Origin of the sequence: Kribbella solani (assembly GCF_014205295.1) — a bacterium.
In the GTDB taxonomy this organism is placed as follows: Bacteria; Actinomycetota; Actinomycetes; order Propionibacteriales; family Kribbellaceae; genus Kribbella; species Kribbella solani.
In genome coordinates, this window is sequence record NZ_JACHNF010000001.1 from 6,577,788 (window position 1) to 6,590,700 (window position 12,913).

Here is a 12,913-nt window from a genome sequence, read left to right on the forward strand (position 1 = left end):
TCGTACAGGTGATGAGAAGGAGGCAGTGATGAACCAGTACCTGCTCAGCATCTACCAGCCCGACGGACCCGCGCCCGACGCCGAGGTCCTGGAACCGATCATGGGTGACCTGCAGGCGTTGAACGAGGAGATGCGGGCGGCCGGCGTCTGGGTGTTCGCCGCCGGCCTGCACCCGCCGGAGACCGCGACCGTACTGAAGGCGCGCGACGACGAGGTACTCGTCACGGACGGTCCATATACGGAAGGCAAAGAACACCTCGGTGGGTTCACCGTGATCAAGGTGGCGGACCTGGACGCCGCACTGCACTGGGCGCGGCGGCTGGCCGAAGTACTGCGTGGTCTTGCCATCGAGGTCAGGCCCTTCTACTCGTGAATCCACCCCCGGAGCTTGGTCTGGAAGCGATCTTCCGGGCCGAGCACGGGCGGGCCGTGGCGGTCCTGACGCGGGTGTTCGGTGATCTGGAGATCGCCGAGGACGCCGTCCAGGACGCGTTCGCGGCGGCGATCGAGAAGTGGCCGGAGAGCGGCGTACCGCCGAGCCCGGCCGGCTGGATCATCACGACCGCGCGGAACCGCGCCGTCGACCGGCTGCGGCGCGAGGCGGCGCGGGCCGGCAAGCAGGCCCAGGCGGCGCTGCTGCACGCCGAGACCGAGCCGGTGGAGGAGGGTGCCGTGCAGGACGACCGTCTCCGGCTGATCTTCACCTGCTGCCACCCGGCGCTCGCGCTGAACGTACGCGTCGCGCTCACGCTGCGGATGCTCGGCGGCCTCAGCACCGCGGAGATCGCGCATGCCTTCCTGGTCCCGGAGCCGACGATGGCGCAGCGGCTGGTCCGCGCCAAGGCGAAGATCCGCGCCGCGGGCATCCCGTACCGCGTGCCGTACGAGGCCGATCTGCCGGAACGGGTCCGGGGCGTACTCGCGGTGGTGTACCTGATCTTCAACGAGGGGTACGCGGCGTCGTCGGGCGAGAGCCTGGTTCGCGACGAGCTCGCCCGTGAAGCGATCCGGCTCGGCCGTCTGCTCGTCGACCTGATGCCGGATGAGCCTGAAGCAGTCGGTCTGCTCGGTTTGATGCTGCTCCAGCAATCTCGCCGCCCGGCGCGGGTCGCGGCCGATGGTTCACTCGTCCGGCTGGCTGATCAGGACCGCTCCCGCTGGGACAGCGCGCTGATCGCGGAGGGGCAGTCGCTGGTCCGGCAGTGCCTGCGCCGGAATCAGCCTGGTCCGTACCAACTCCAGGCCGCCATCAACGCCGTACACGCCGACGCCCGCACCGCCGCGGCGACTGACTGGCCCCAGATCGTGCAGCTCTACGACCATCTCCTGGCGTTGGAACTCACGCCGGTGGTGGCGCTCAACCGCGCCGTCGCGGTCGCCGAAGTGACCGGCCCGGCGGCCGCGCTGGAGCTGGTCGATGCGCTTCCGCTGACCACCTACTACCTGTTCCATGCGATCCGCGCCGATCTCCTGACTCGTCTCAACCGCCCCGCCGAAGCCCGGGCCGCGTACCGGACTGCCCTGTCGCTGACTCCCAACCAGGCCGAACAGGCCTATCTCCGCTCCCGGAGTGGCTGAGCCCGAGTCGATGGGCGGAACGGCGGTCGGGGCGCTAGGGTCCTGGTAGAGAGACGGGAGGTGGATCGTGGGGTTGCCAGGTAAGGGGCTGGTCGACGGGCTGAAGGTCACGGCGAGGACGCTGGCCCGGCGGTCCGTCACCGAGCAGTACCCGGATGTCCTGCCCGAGTTGCCGCCGCGGAGTCGCGGGGTGATCGCGCTGATGGAGGAGAACTGCACCTCCTGCATGCTGTGCGCCCGCGAGTGCCCGAGCTGGTGCATCTACATCGACTCGCACACCGAGACCGCGCCGTCGGTCGGTGAGCAGGCCCGGGAACGCAGCCGGAACGTACTGGACCGGTTCGCGATCGACTTCAGCCTCTGCATGTACTGCGGGATCTGCATCGAGGCCTGCCCGTTCGACGCGCTGTTCTGGTCGCCGGAGTTCGAGTACGCGGAGACCGACATCCGCAATCTGACCCACGAGAAGGACCGCCTCCGGGACTGGATGTGGACGGTCCCGGCACCACAACCGATCGACCCCGGCCCGGCACCCGACAACCAAGCCGGCGACAATCAGCCCGCCGGGGACCGGCCAGCCGAGGATCAAGCGTGACGACGGTTCTGTTCGCCGTCGCCGGGGTGGTAGCGGTGGTGGCGGCCGTGCTCGTCGTCACCTCGCGCCGGATCGTGCACGCGGCGCTCTGGCTGGTGGTCGCGCTCGGCGGGGTGGCCGGTTGTTTCGGCGCGCTGCACGCCGAGTTCGTCGCGCTGGTGCAGATCCTGGTGTACGTCGGCGCGATCGTCGTACTCGTCCTGTTCGCCCTGATGCTGACCAAGGCCCCGACCAACCCGCTGCCCGGTCTCACCACCGGCCGCAGCCCGTTCGCGGCCGTCGTCGCGGGCGCCCTCGCGCTGCTCCTCGGCGCCGGCGTGGTGCTTGCCTTTGGCAACAAGAAGATCAGGCCGGTACCGAACGGCTCGGCCGAAGCCGTTGGTACGCAGGTGTTCAAGACCTGGGTGCTCCCGTTCGAGGTCCTCTCGGTGCTGCTGCTGGCCGCGCTGATCGGCGCGATCGCCCTGTCGCAGCACAAGAAGGGGGACTGACGGTGCCGTTGATCCTCCCGCTGCTGCTGGCGGTCGTCCTGTTCTGCCTCGGTGTGTACGGCGTGCTGGCGCGCCGCAACGCGATCACGATGCTGATGTCCTTCGAGCTGATGCTGAACGCGGTGAACCTGAACCTGGTCGCCTTCGACGCGTGGCGGCTGGACACGGCCGGCCAGACGCTGGCCGTCTTCGTGATCACACTGGCCGCGGCCGAGATCGGTCTGGGCCTGGCGATCGTCCTGCTGCTGTTCCGCGGCCACGGCCACGTCGACGCGGACGCCGCGCGTGACCTGGTGGAGGTGCCCGGCGCGGCGGAGGGGCCCGGCCTGGTGGAGGCGACTGACCGGGCGGCGTCGCGCGGGCCGGAGGAGGCGTCGTGATCGCGACCGTCTGGCGCGTCACCGGCGTCGCCTTCTCGCTGCTGATCCTGCTGTTCGCGGCCCTGCTGCACGGCGCCACGCCCGACCAGGTCGCGTTCCTGAACTCCCCGGTCGGCGACCTCACGATCGGTTTCGCCGCCCGTACCGACGATCTGACTGTCCTGCTGCTCGCGGTGGTCGGCGTGATCGCGACGTGCGTCCAGGTGTACTCACTCGGGTACCTCCAGGAGCGCCCCGCTTCGTACCACGCCCTGGTCACGCTGTTCACCGCGGCGATGGTGACCGTCGTGATCTCGGACAGCCTGTTCTTCCTGCTGATCGGGTGGGAGGTGATGGGCGCCTGTTCGTACCTGCTGATCGGCCACTACTGGGAGCGGCGCGACGCCCGGTCCGGCGCGGTCAAGGCGTTCCTGATGACCCGGTTCGCCGATGTCGGGTTCCTGTTCGGCATCTTCGTACTCGGGGTCGGCGCGCACACGTTCCGGATCTCGGAGCTCGATCCGGCGCGGATCGCACCCGGCGTGCTCACCACCGGGACGCTGCTGCTCCTGGTCGGTGTGGTCGGCAAGTCGGCGCAGGTCCCGTTGCAGACCTGGCTCCCGGACGCGATGCCCGGCCCGAGCCCGGTCAGCGCGCTGATCCACGCGGCCACGATGGTTGCCGCCGGCGTCTTCCTGATCGCCCGGCTGTACAACGTGTTCTCCGCTTCGCGGACCACGCTCACCGTGCTGGCGATCGTCGCCTGCGTGACCATGCTGTTCGCCGCGTTGTGCGCTTCCGCCGCGGTCGAGGTCAAGCGCGTACTCGCCTGGTCGACGGTCAGCCAGCTCGCGATCATGTTCTCCGCGCTGTCCCTCGGTACGGCCGACGGCCGGCACGCGGCGCTCTTCCACCTGGTCACGCACGCCGCCTTCAAAGGCCTGCTGTTCCTGTGCGCCGGGGTGCTCCTGCATCAGATCGGCAGCGCGGCCCTCGTCGTCCTGCGCCGGTACACGCGCCGCGGCCGGTCGCGGAAGGTGTTGCGCGTGACGTTCGTAACCATGACGATCGGACTCGCGGCGCTCGCCGGCGTACCGGGGTTCGCGGGGTTCTTCTCCAAGGACACCGTGATCGAGGCGGCCTGGGAGCGGGCGCACGACGGGTCGGCGATCGGCTGGGTAGTCCTGCTCTCGGTCTGCCTGACCGCCGCGCTGACCGCGTTCTACTGCGTACGGCTGTGGCTGTGGGTGTTCTTCCGGACGCCCGCGCTGGCCGGTGGGGTCGACGCCTTCGAAGAGGGCAAGGCGGAGCTGGACGATCCCGACACGTCCAAGCTGCGCGATGCGCCGTGGGTGATGCTGGCGCCGCTCGTGCTGCTGGCGGTCGCCGCGATCGCCCTCGGGTACGCGGACGGCGTACACCTCAACTGGGTGATCGGGCTGATCTCGGCCGCACTGGTCGTCCTCGGTGCCTTCCCGGCGTACTCGCTGTGGCGTCGTGGGGCCGATCCACGGCCGGTCGTGCTCGAGCGTGAGTTCGACGTCGATCCGGCGTACCACGCCGCGGTCGTGGTGCCGGTGCACTGGCTGGCGAAGCTGACCGTCGCGGGCGATCGCGATGTCGTCGGCGCGTACGTCCGGGCGGCGGGCCGCGCGGGCACGCTGGCGTCACAGGGCTTCCGCCGGTTGCAGACCGGCAACGTACAGACGTACCTGACCGCCGCCGTGATCGGCGTGGTCGCGCTGGCCGTGCTGGCGGGGGTGATCGGCTCGTGAACGCGATCCTGCTCGGCATGCTCGCGCTGCCGATCCTCGCCGCGCTGGCCCTGTGGGCGGTCCCGGCCACACTCGGCGACAAATTCGCGGCCGCGTACGGGTCGGTGATTTCGGGCCTCGTTCTGATCGGAGCGGTGCTGTTGTGGGCCGGCGCACCGGCCGGCAACCGGCGGTACGCCGAGCTGGACGTGGCGTGGATTCCGTCCCTCGACGTCCGGTTCCACGTCGGCGTCGACTCGATCTCGGTGCCGCTGATCGCCCTGACCGCGCTGCTCACCTTCGTCTGCTGCCTGTACTCGCTGAAGATCACGCCGCGGATCGGGCGTACGCGCTCGCTGATCGCGCTGCTGCTGGTGATCGAGGCGGGTGTACTCGGGACGTTCTCGGCGCTCGACCTGGTGCTGTTCTTCGTCTGCTTCGAGATCGTGCTGATCCCGATGTGGCTGGTGATCGACATCTGGGGCGACCACCACGACCCGGCCGGGCGGAAGCGGGCCGCGACCACGTTCATTCTGATGACGGTGTTCGGGTCGGCGTTGATGCTGCTCGGGTTCTTGCTGGTGCAGCGGGTCGCGGGGACGTTCGACCTCGTCTACCTGACCTCGTCGCCGGTGCTCGGCGGGCACGGCATCCCACTGGCCGCGGCCGTGCTGATCGCGGTCGGTCTGGCGGTGAAGGTGCCGCTGTGGCCGTTGCACATCTGGCTGCCGGACGCGCACGCCAAGGCGCCGACGGTCGGATCGGTGCTGCTCGCGGGCGTCCTCCTGAAGCTGGGTACGTACGGCATGATCCGGATCCTGGTGCCCGTACTGCCCGACGCCACGGCGACCATCGCGCCGTACCTGGGCGGGTTCTCGACGGTCGCGATCGTGGCCGGATCGCTGGCCTGTCTGGCCCAGACCGACGTGAAGCGGCTGATCGCGTACTCGAGTGTCGGCCACATGGGCTTCATCGGGCTCGGTATCTCGACGATGTCACCGGCCGGGCTGCGCGGCGCGCTGTTCGCGAACATCGCGCACGGGTTGATCACCGGCCTGCTGTTCTTCCTCGCCGGCGCGATCAAGGACCGGCACGACACCAGCGACCTGCGCGCGATCGGGCGGGCCCTGTACGCGCGGCTGCCGCGGATCGCCGCGCTGCTGACATTCGCCTGCCTCGCTTCGCTCGGTCTGCCCGGGCTGGCCGGGTTCTGGGGCGAGATGCTGGTACTGCTCGGGGCGTACGATCCGGCGCCGTGGTTGCCGAGGACAACGTTCTTGGTGTTCATGGTGATCGCCGGGCTCGGCACCGTACTGACCGCGGCGTACTTTCTGCGCCTGGTCCGCAACCTGTGCCAAGGCGACCCGGCCGAGAACCCACCGGCCGCCTTCGCGGTCGATCTGAGCGGCATCGAGCTGGTCACCTGGACCCCGCTGATCACCCTGACCGTGCTCCTGGGCGTTTGGCCCGGCCTCCTCCTCCAGCAGTGGGGTGCACTGTGACCCTGACCTGGATGGATTGGCAGGCGATCGCCGTACCGCTGGTGCTGGCGATCGGCGCGGTCGCGGTGCTGCTCGTGGACAGCTTCTGGAAGAGCGCGTCGGCCGAGCTCCGGCACACCGTCGTGACGTTGCTGACCAGTGTGGTGATCCTGTTCGGGCTGGTCTTCGTCTGGGCGCAGCGGACCGACTTCAAACCCGCGTTCTGCCGGACGGCAGTGGAAGGCCCGGCGGAGTGCAGTCTGGTCTTCGAACCGTTGACCGCCGGGTTGTGGGCGGTGCTCCTGGTCGGTGGGCTCGGTGTCGTCGGCCTGTCCGCGTACCGGTTGCTGGCCGCGGACATCCCGATCGGCGAGTACCACTTCCTCCTGCTCAGCGCGCTCACCGGCGCGACCGTACTGGCCGGCGCGCGGGACCTCGCGACGCTGGTGATCGCGCTCGAGGTGGTGTCGCTGCCGAGCTTCGCGATGGTCGCGCTCCGGCGGGACCGGCGCGGTTCGGAAGGCGCGCTGAAGGCGTTCCTGGTGTCGGTGCTGTCGACCGCGGTGATGCTGTTCGGCGTCTCCTACCTGTACGGGGTGACCGGCTCGCTCTACCTGAGCACGATCGCGAATCGGTTGACTGGTTTGGACCCGGACCTGGCCCGGGTCGCGTTCGCCGCCGGGTTGTTCGTCATCGTCGGGTTCGCGTTCAAGATCGCGGCGGTGCCGTTCCACGGCTGGCTGCCGGACACGTACGTCGGCGCTCCGGTCGAGGTCACCGCGTTCCTTGCCGTCGTGTCGAAGTCGGCCGGCGTCGCCGGACTGCTGGTCCTGATGACGTCGGGGATCGCGCCGGACGGCTCGTCCCTGCGGACCGTCGTCGCCATCCTCGCCGCCGTCACGATGACGGTCGGCAACCTCGCCGCGCTGCGTCAGGTCGAGGCGGTGCGGCTGCTCGCCTGGTCGTCGATCGGCCAGGTCGGCTTCCTGCTCGCGCCGCTCGCCGTCGGCGACGCGCAGGCAGTAGTCGGGTACCTGGCGGCGTACGTCGTGGTCACGCTCGGCGCGTTCGGAGCCGTCGCCGTCGTGCAGCGGCACCGCCCCGGCGGCCGGCTCACCGACTACCGCGGCATGGTCCGCTCCGAGCCCGGCCTCGCGGCCGCGCTGATCTTCTTCCTGGTCGTGCTGGCCGGTCTGCCGCCGGGGCTAGCGGGCCTGTTCACCAAGTTCGCCGCGTTCCAGGCGGTCATCGACGCGCACCTCGGCTGGCTGGCGATCGTGATGGCGATCAACGTGATGATCGGCCTGGCCGTCTACCTCCGCTGGGTCGCCGAACTCTTCCGACTCCCGGCCGACGACCCGTTCTCGGTCGACATCGAAAGCCCGGCGGTCGCGATGATCTCGCTGTTCGCCGCGATCACCGCGGTCATTTCGGTCCTACCCAGCATCCTCTTCGCGCTGGCTACCTGACGTCCGCGCCAGGAACGCCTCGTACTGCGCCCACACCCGGCGCCACAGCCGGTCGCGGTCGGCCGGGCCGTACTGGGGGAGCGGCAGCCGGAAGATGTCCGCGAGCGCGGTGAAGTAGTCGGCCGGGTTGTCGAGCAAGGTGTGGTCCACGCGGTCGGCGAAGGTCTCGCTCATCCCGATCGAACGCACCACGACGACCGATTGCCGCGTACGCCGAAAGGCCGACGCCACGGTGACGAACCGGGACGCCGGATCCATCGACAAGGCAGTGTGCTGCGCCGCGAACGCGTCCAGCCCGACTGCCGCCGACTCGAAGTCCATGCCGATCAGGCCCTGTCGTGGATCGTGGTCGAGCCGCCAGCCGTCGGCGGTCTTCTCCGACCGGCGGAGGCGGAGCGTGAACGGGTACTGCTCGGCCGTACCGAGCTCCAACGGCATCGGCTGCCGCAGACCGTCGCCGAGGCCCGCGTCGACCAGCCAGACCCGCTCCGGATCCTCGGCCAGTCCACTGACCGTCAGCACCAGGTGCGTGGCATCGATGTCCGCGTCCCGCGTCACGGTGTGGACGCTGCCGCGGTGCATGCGTACTTGGTACCCGAGGGTGGTCAGCAGCAGAGCGAAGCTGCCGTTGAGCTGGAAGCAGTACCCACCGGCTTCCCGGGCGATGATCCGCTTCGCGGACTCCTCCGGCTCCAACGGACCACCGAGTGTGAGCTGGTACTGGATGGTCTCGTACGGCACCTGATCCACGAACGCCTCATGCAGCCGAGTCAACGCATCCAGCCGAGGCGGACCGCCGTACGAGTCGATGCCGATCCGCCGCAGGAACGCTGTGCTGTCCATCGGATCACACTAGTGCCCGCACTAGATGGACAGAGGCGTGCTCGGCGGCCGGTGAGCTGGCAGGGTAGGGCCCATGACTTCTGAGCGGATCTATGTCGGCAGCTACACCAGTCAGGCCGGTGGCGGGGACGGGATCGCGTTCGGGCCGCTGGACGGGCTGAAGACGGTCGCGACCGTCGCCGACGCGTCGTTCCTGGTCAGGTCCGCCGACGGCCGGTTCCTGTATGCCGCCGACGAGGAGGACGAGGGCCGGGTCACTGCCCTCGCGATCCAGCCGGACGGCGGTCTGGAGCTGCTGAACGACCAGCCGACCGGCGGTGCGCATCCGTGCCACGTCGACATCGACCCGTCCGGGCGGTTCCTGCTGACGGCGAACTACACCTCCGGCTCGGTCGCCGTACACCCGATCAACGCGGACGGATCGCTCGGGGAGCGCGCGGCACTCGTCCAGCGCGAGGGCACCGGGCCGAACCAGGACCGGCAGAGCGGACCACACGCCCACCAGGTCACGTTCGATCAGGCGGGCGTGTACGTCTTCGACGTCGACCTCGGCACCGACACCGTGTACTCGTCGACGCTGACCGCGGACGGCCAGCTGACCGAGGTGGATCGGCTGCACATCCACCCGGGCGCCGGTCCGCGGCACCTGGTCTTCCACCCGATGGCGATCGCGGCGTACGTGATCAACGAGCTCGACTCGACGCTCACCGTCTGCAGCTACCTCGACGGGAAGCTGCAGATCGTCCAGACCGTGTCGACCCGGCCGGCCGACTCACCGGGCGAGAACTACCCGGCCGAGCTGCTGATCTCCGCCGACGGCCGCTTCCTGTACGGGTCGAACCGGGGTGACGACACGATCGCGGTCTTCCAGGTCGCGCCGAACGGGCTGAGCGTCGAGCTGGTGCAGACGATCAGCTCCGGCGGCAGGTGGCCGCGGCACCTCGCGTTGAGCCTGGAGGAGCCGACGCTGTACGCCGCCAACGAGCAGTCCGACCAGATCGCCGTCTTCAGCATCGACGACGGCCGGCTGACCGCTCAGGACAACACGGTCAGCTGGCCGAAGCCGGTTTGCATCCTGCCGATCTAGACGACGTCTCTCAGACGAGCTTTTCGAAGAAGAACTCGTGCTTGAGGAACGACACGTCGTACTCGTGACCCGGGTACGGCTGGTGCAGCTGCGACGCCTGGAACAGCCGCCAGCCGTCCTTGAGCGCGTCCAGCCCGGTCGCGTACGGCGGGACGTCGGAATCACCTGTGGTCGGGTGCGTTCCGCCGGTTCCGTCGTACGCCGACCAGCCCACCACGCGGGCGTCCAGCGCGGACGAGGCCAGGTACAGCACCAGCACCTGCTGCCGCAGCCCGGTGAGCGGTCCGGTGACCTGTGGGGTTTCGGCGGTGGCGGTCATGCCATCTCCTTCTTGTTCGCGGCGGCGTGCGGGTTGTTGACGCGGTCGGCCACCACGCGCTGCGGGCGGTTCGAGACGCGGGTGACCCAGTAGTTCGGGTCGTAGGTGTCGTCGCCGCTGATCGCGCGCCACAACAGGATGCGGTTGTACCGCTCCAGCCGGCCGGTCGCGTTCTCGTACCAGGGGAACGACTGCTCCAGCTCGGCCGCGACCGCCTCGTCGTACAGGTCGTCGGTGTTCCACAGCCGGACCTGCCGTACGGTCGGGTTGAACCGGATCTTGAACATGTACCGATCGAGATCGCTGTCGTTCTTCCGGCCGCCGTGCCAGATGCCGTGGTGCAGGAACTGAACGGTTCCCGCCGGGCAGACCAGCCGGGTCTGACCGAGCAGGTTCTGGTACCGGCCGGTGTCGGACTCGTTGGTCTTGCGCAGGTGGCTGCCCGGGACGCTCAGGGTGCCGCCCATTTCGAGCGTGACGTCCTGCGGGTAGTACATCAGCTGTACGTCGAACGCGTCGGTCCGGACGTCGATGATCGCGTCGCCGTGCAGGTTCTGCGCCTCACCCTCGTGCGCCTTGCGGATGTGGACGGCGTGGTGGTCGACGGTCGGCTCCGGACCGACCAGGCTGTGGATCGCGCCGGCCACCTCGGGCAGCCGCACCAGCCGCTGGACGAAGTCGCTGTCCACGAACGCCTCCGACAGCGGGGTGCCGTACGGAACTCCGGGGATGCCGTTGTTCAGGACCTCGATCGCCTGCTGGTTCATTTCGTCCGGGACGACCGCGTCCATCCGGAGCGCGCCGGTGGCGACGAAATGCGCCATTTGGACCGAGGTGAGCAGGTGTTTCCGATGCGGCTGAGGCATCAAGACTCCCATGATCAGTAGTGGTCGCTACTCCTCCAGGCTAGATTCGATTCCCGTGCCAATGCGTGGGTTGTGATCACCACTGGTGGTAATTTTTCACCATGATCGCGTTGCATCTGGAGACCCCGCCGGAAGTGGTGAACGCCGGCGCGGGCATCCACGGCGTACGCAAACTGCGTGACGTCTTCCGGCTGCCGGACCTCTGGCAGCTGCATCTTTACAACTACTCGGCCGAGCTGACGCTGCTGGGTACGACGTTCCCGGTCGCCCCTGGGTACGTCTCGCTGACGCCGGCCGGGACCCAGGTGCAGTTCGACTACCGAGGGCGGTCGGAACATTTGTACGCGCATTTCCGGCCTGTTGTCGCGGGCGAGCCCTCGTACGTACCCGTCGTCCAGGACGCCGGGGACGTGGCGCCGCTGTTGTCACGCCTGCTCCGGTCGGCCGTCGAGTCGTCACCGTCCGGTTCCGGCCGCACCAGGGCCGAGGTGTGGGCGGCGCTCTGGCGGATCGCCGACCTGACTCCGGCGACCACGGAAACCGGTCATCCCGCGGTCTCCACCGCGATCGCGCACATCGAGGCCAACCTCGCGCAACCCCTGACTGTGCCCGCTCTGGCGCGGCTGGCCGGGGTGTCGCACAACCACCTCACCCGGCTCTTCCAGGCCGAGACCGGCCAGACGGTGATCGCGTACATCCGCACCCGCCGCATGACCCGCGCCCGGCATCTACTGGTGTCCTCGACTTTGTCGATTCCGGCTGTCGCCGCCTCGGTCGGCATCCCGGACCTGCAGGCCTTCAACAAGACCTGCCGCCGCGAACTCGGCGCCGCACCTCGGATGGTACGCAACGCGGTCGCCGGGGGTTAGTACACACGTCCGCCTCGGCGCGACCCTGCTCGCGTGCTCAGCGCGTGCTCAGCGCGTGCTCAGCGCGTGCTCAGCGCGTGCTCAGCGCGTGGCCAGGGCTGCCAGGCCGGTGCTGAGGATGCCTTTGGTGACATCGAGCGCGTACGCCTCGTCAGGCCCCGTGATGGCTTGATGCGACCAGCCAATGACGTCTTCGTACGCACGAACGTGCCGGTAGTAGCGAACCGCGTCTTCATCCAGCTCATGCTGCCCGTACCCAGCCAGAAAGGCGCCCTGCTCAGCAGCCGTAGCCGGACCGACAGCCCCCATCCCCCCGAGCATGAACATCAAATCCTGCTCCCGCGGTGCCAAAATCACGTCATCCCAATCAATCAGATGCAGTTCCTGCCCGCCCGCGCCCCGCGCATCGCTCCGTCCGACCAGGACGTTGCCGAGGTGGGGGTCGCCGTGGCACACCACCCGCGGGCCGTACGGCTCCCGCGGACGGTTCCTGCACAGATCGGCAATCACCTTGTCGTACTCCGCCCAAACCCCCGCCAGCTCCTCCTGAACATCCCCCTCCGGCGCCTCCAGCCGCGTACGCACCTCCCGCTCCACCGCCGGCATCCGCGCATCAATGTGACTCTGCTTCGGCAACGCCTCACGAAGCCGATCCGGCAACTCAGCATCATGCACCCGCCGAAGCAGCCGCCCGTACGCCCCCCACTGCTCACCCGACAGCCCGCTGTCAGCCGCCCGTACCCCGTCGATCCACGGCACCACCGTCAACCGCTTCTTCGCGTGAACACTCCACAGCCCGCCATCAACCGTACGAACCATCTCCGGCACGCCCGGCACCCCACAATCAGCCAAGTACGCCGCCACCTGATGCCCGGTGTTGGTCCCCGCCCCACTCCACTTCACCGCATACGCATTGGCACCCGTAACCACCTTCCAAACCCGCGCCGCCACATCCGCCCCGTACCCAACAGACGTGACCTCCACCACATCCAACCCAAAATCCCCCAACAGCCACTTCCGCAACAACGTCTCACCCACACCCCCCAGCATGCCGCCCCACCAACACCCCAAGCGACCCGATTACCACCCCACCCGCCTGGCACCACACTCCAGCTCTACGCCCGTGACGGCCAGGCACAGACCGCGTGACCGGCGTTCGGCCGGGTCATGGCCGGACACCCCCAGACACCGAACTCCAGAAA

The 12,913-nt window shown here is 68.9% G+C and carries 13 protein-coding genes and 1 pseudogene; 10 read left to right on the forward strand and 4 right to left on the reverse strand.

Annotated features, from left to right (window positions below; all coding sequences use genetic code 11):
• Positions 1 to 28: 28 nt before the first annotated feature.
• From HDA44_RS30380 to HDA44_RS30415, 8 genes and pseudogenes are all read left to right on the forward strand, one after another.
• A complete protein-coding gene (locus HDA44_RS30380; RefSeq protein WP_184840275.1) occupies positions 29 to 373 on the forward strand; it encodes a YciI family protein in 345 nt (114 codons plus the stop codon).
• On the forward strand, positions 370 to 1,578 hold the full coding sequence (locus HDA44_RS30385) for a sigma-70 family RNA polymerase sigma factor (protein ID WP_184840277.1): 1,209 nt from the start codon (positions 370 to 372) through the stop codon (positions 1,576 to 1,578). The genes HDA44_RS30380 and HDA44_RS30385 overlap by 4 nt, the downstream gene beginning before the upstream one ends.
• Positions 1,579 to 1,780: 202 nt before the next feature.
• Positions 1,781 to 1,996, forward strand: a pseudogene (locus tag HDA44_RS37670) (4Fe-4S binding protein); the annotation flags it as partial.
• A gap of 173 nt (positions 1,997 to 2,169) precedes the next feature.
• Positions 2,170 to 2,664, forward strand: coding sequence for an NADH-quinone oxidoreductase subunit J family protein (locus tag HDA44_RS30395; RefSeq protein WP_184840281.1), 495 nt, complete (start codon positions 2,170 to 2,172; stop codon positions 2,662 to 2,664).
• 2 nt (positions 2,665 to 2,666) lie between these two features.
• Positions 2,667 to 3,044 (forward strand): NADH-quinone oxidoreductase subunit NuoK, encoded by a 378-nt coding sequence (nuoK, locus tag HDA44_RS30400; RefSeq protein ID WP_184840283.1) that lies wholly within the window; start codon positions 2,667 to 2,669, stop codon positions 3,042 to 3,044.
• Positions 3,041 to 4,798 carry an NADH-quinone oxidoreductase subunit L gene (locus HDA44_RS30405; RefSeq protein WP_184840285.1) on the forward strand — a complete coding sequence of 586 codons (1,758 nt, stop codon included), beginning with the start codon at positions 3,041 to 3,043 and terminating at the stop codon, positions 4,796 to 4,798. Before nuoK ends, HDA44_RS30405 begins: the two co-directional genes overlap by 4 nt.
• The gene (locus tag HDA44_RS30410) at positions 4,795 to 6,279 is read left to right on the forward strand and encodes an NADH-quinone oxidoreductase subunit M (protein WP_184840287.1); all 1,485 of its coding nucleotides are present in this window, start codon (positions 4,795 to 4,797) and stop codon (positions 6,277 to 6,279) included. The genes HDA44_RS30405 and HDA44_RS30410 overlap by 4 nt, the downstream gene beginning before the upstream one ends.
• Before the next feature lie 11 nt (positions 6,280 to 6,290).
• On the forward strand, positions 6,291 to 7,727 hold the full coding sequence (locus tag HDA44_RS30415) for an NADH-quinone oxidoreductase subunit N (protein ID WP_202887638.1): 1,437 nt from the start codon (positions 6,291 to 6,293) through the stop codon (positions 7,725 to 7,727).
• Here the strand turns inward: HDA44_RS30415 and HDA44_RS30420 are convergent.
• Complete coding sequence (locus tag HDA44_RS30420) at positions 7,695 to 8,570, reverse strand: arylamine N-acetyltransferase family protein (RefSeq protein WP_184840291.1); 876 nt, start codon at positions 8,568 to 8,570, stop codon at positions 7,695 to 7,697. The genes HDA44_RS30415 and HDA44_RS30420 overlap by 33 nt on opposite strands.
• A gap of 73 nt (positions 8,571 to 8,643) precedes the next feature.
• Here HDA44_RS30420 and HDA44_RS30425 point away from each other — a divergent pair, with 73 nt between their 5' ends.
• Positions 8,644 to 9,657, forward strand: a complete 1,014-nt coding sequence (locus HDA44_RS30425) for a lactonase family protein (protein WP_184840293.1) — start codon at positions 8,644 to 8,646, stop codon at positions 9,655 to 9,657.
• A gap of 10 nt (positions 9,658 to 9,667) precedes the next feature.
• On the opposite strand, the gene HDA44_RS30430 is transcribed toward HDA44_RS30425, so the two are convergent.
• Both HDA44_RS30430 and HDA44_RS30435 read right to left on the reverse strand, forming a co-directional pair.
• A complete protein-coding gene (locus HDA44_RS30430) occupies positions 9,668 to 9,976 on the reverse strand; it encodes a hypothetical protein (RefSeq protein ID WP_202887639.1) in 309 nt (102 codons plus the stop codon).
• Positions 9,973 to 10,842 carry a phytanoyl-CoA dioxygenase family protein gene (locus HDA44_RS30435; RefSeq protein WP_184840295.1) on the reverse strand — a complete coding sequence of 290 codons (870 nt, stop codon included), beginning with the start codon at positions 10,840 to 10,842 and terminating at the stop codon, positions 9,973 to 9,975. Before HDA44_RS30435 ends, HDA44_RS30430 begins: the two co-directional genes overlap by 4 nt.
• A gap of 101 nt (positions 10,843 to 10,943) precedes the next feature.
• Between HDA44_RS30435 and HDA44_RS30440 the strand changes: the two genes are divergently transcribed.
• Positions 10,944 to 11,711, forward strand: coding sequence for an AraC family transcriptional regulator (locus HDA44_RS30440; protein ID WP_184840297.1), 768 nt, complete (start codon positions 10,944 to 10,946; stop codon positions 11,709 to 11,711).
• Positions 11,712 to 11,792: 81 nt separating this feature from the next.
• Here the strand turns inward: HDA44_RS30440 and HDA44_RS30445 are convergent, their stop codons facing one another.
• Positions 11,793 to 12,761: a phosphotransferase enzyme family protein gene (locus tag HDA44_RS30445; protein WP_238352584.1), complete on the reverse strand. Its 969-nt coding sequence runs from the start codon at positions 12,759 to 12,761 to the stop codon at positions 11,793 to 11,795.
• Positions 12,762 to 12,913: the final 152 nt, after the last annotated feature.

Coding starts and splice junctions, on each gene's coding strand:
- HDA44_RS30380 (WP_184840275.1), top strand. CDS start 29: ATGAACCAGTACCTGCTCAGCATCTACCAGCCCGACGGACCCGCGCCC.
- HDA44_RS30415 (WP_202887638.1), top strand. CDS start 6,291: ATGGATTGGCAGGCGATCGCCGTACCGCTGGTGCTGGCGATCGGCGCG.
- HDA44_RS30420 (WP_184840291.1), bottom strand. CDS start 8,570: ATGGACAGCACAGCGTTCCTGCGGCGGATCGGCATCGACTCGTACGGC.
- HDA44_RS30425 (WP_184840293.1), top strand. CDS start 8,644: ATGACTTCTGAGCGGATCTATGTCGGCAGCTACACCAGTCAGGCCGGT.
- HDA44_RS30430 (WP_202887639.1), bottom strand. CDS start 9,976: ATGACCGCCACCGCCGAAACCCCACAGGTCACCGGACCGCTCACCGGG.
- HDA44_RS30435 (WP_184840295.1), bottom strand. CDS start 10,842: ATGCCTCAGCCGCATCGGAAACACCTGCTCACCTCGGTCCAAATGGCG.
- HDA44_RS30440 (WP_184840297.1), top strand. CDS start 10,944: ATGATCGCGTTGCATCTGGAGACCCCGCCGGAAGTGGTGAACGCCGGC.
- HDA44_RS30445 (WP_238352584.1), bottom strand. CDS start 12,761: ATGCTGGGGGGTGTGGGTGAGACGTTGTTGCGGAAGTGGCTGTTGGGG.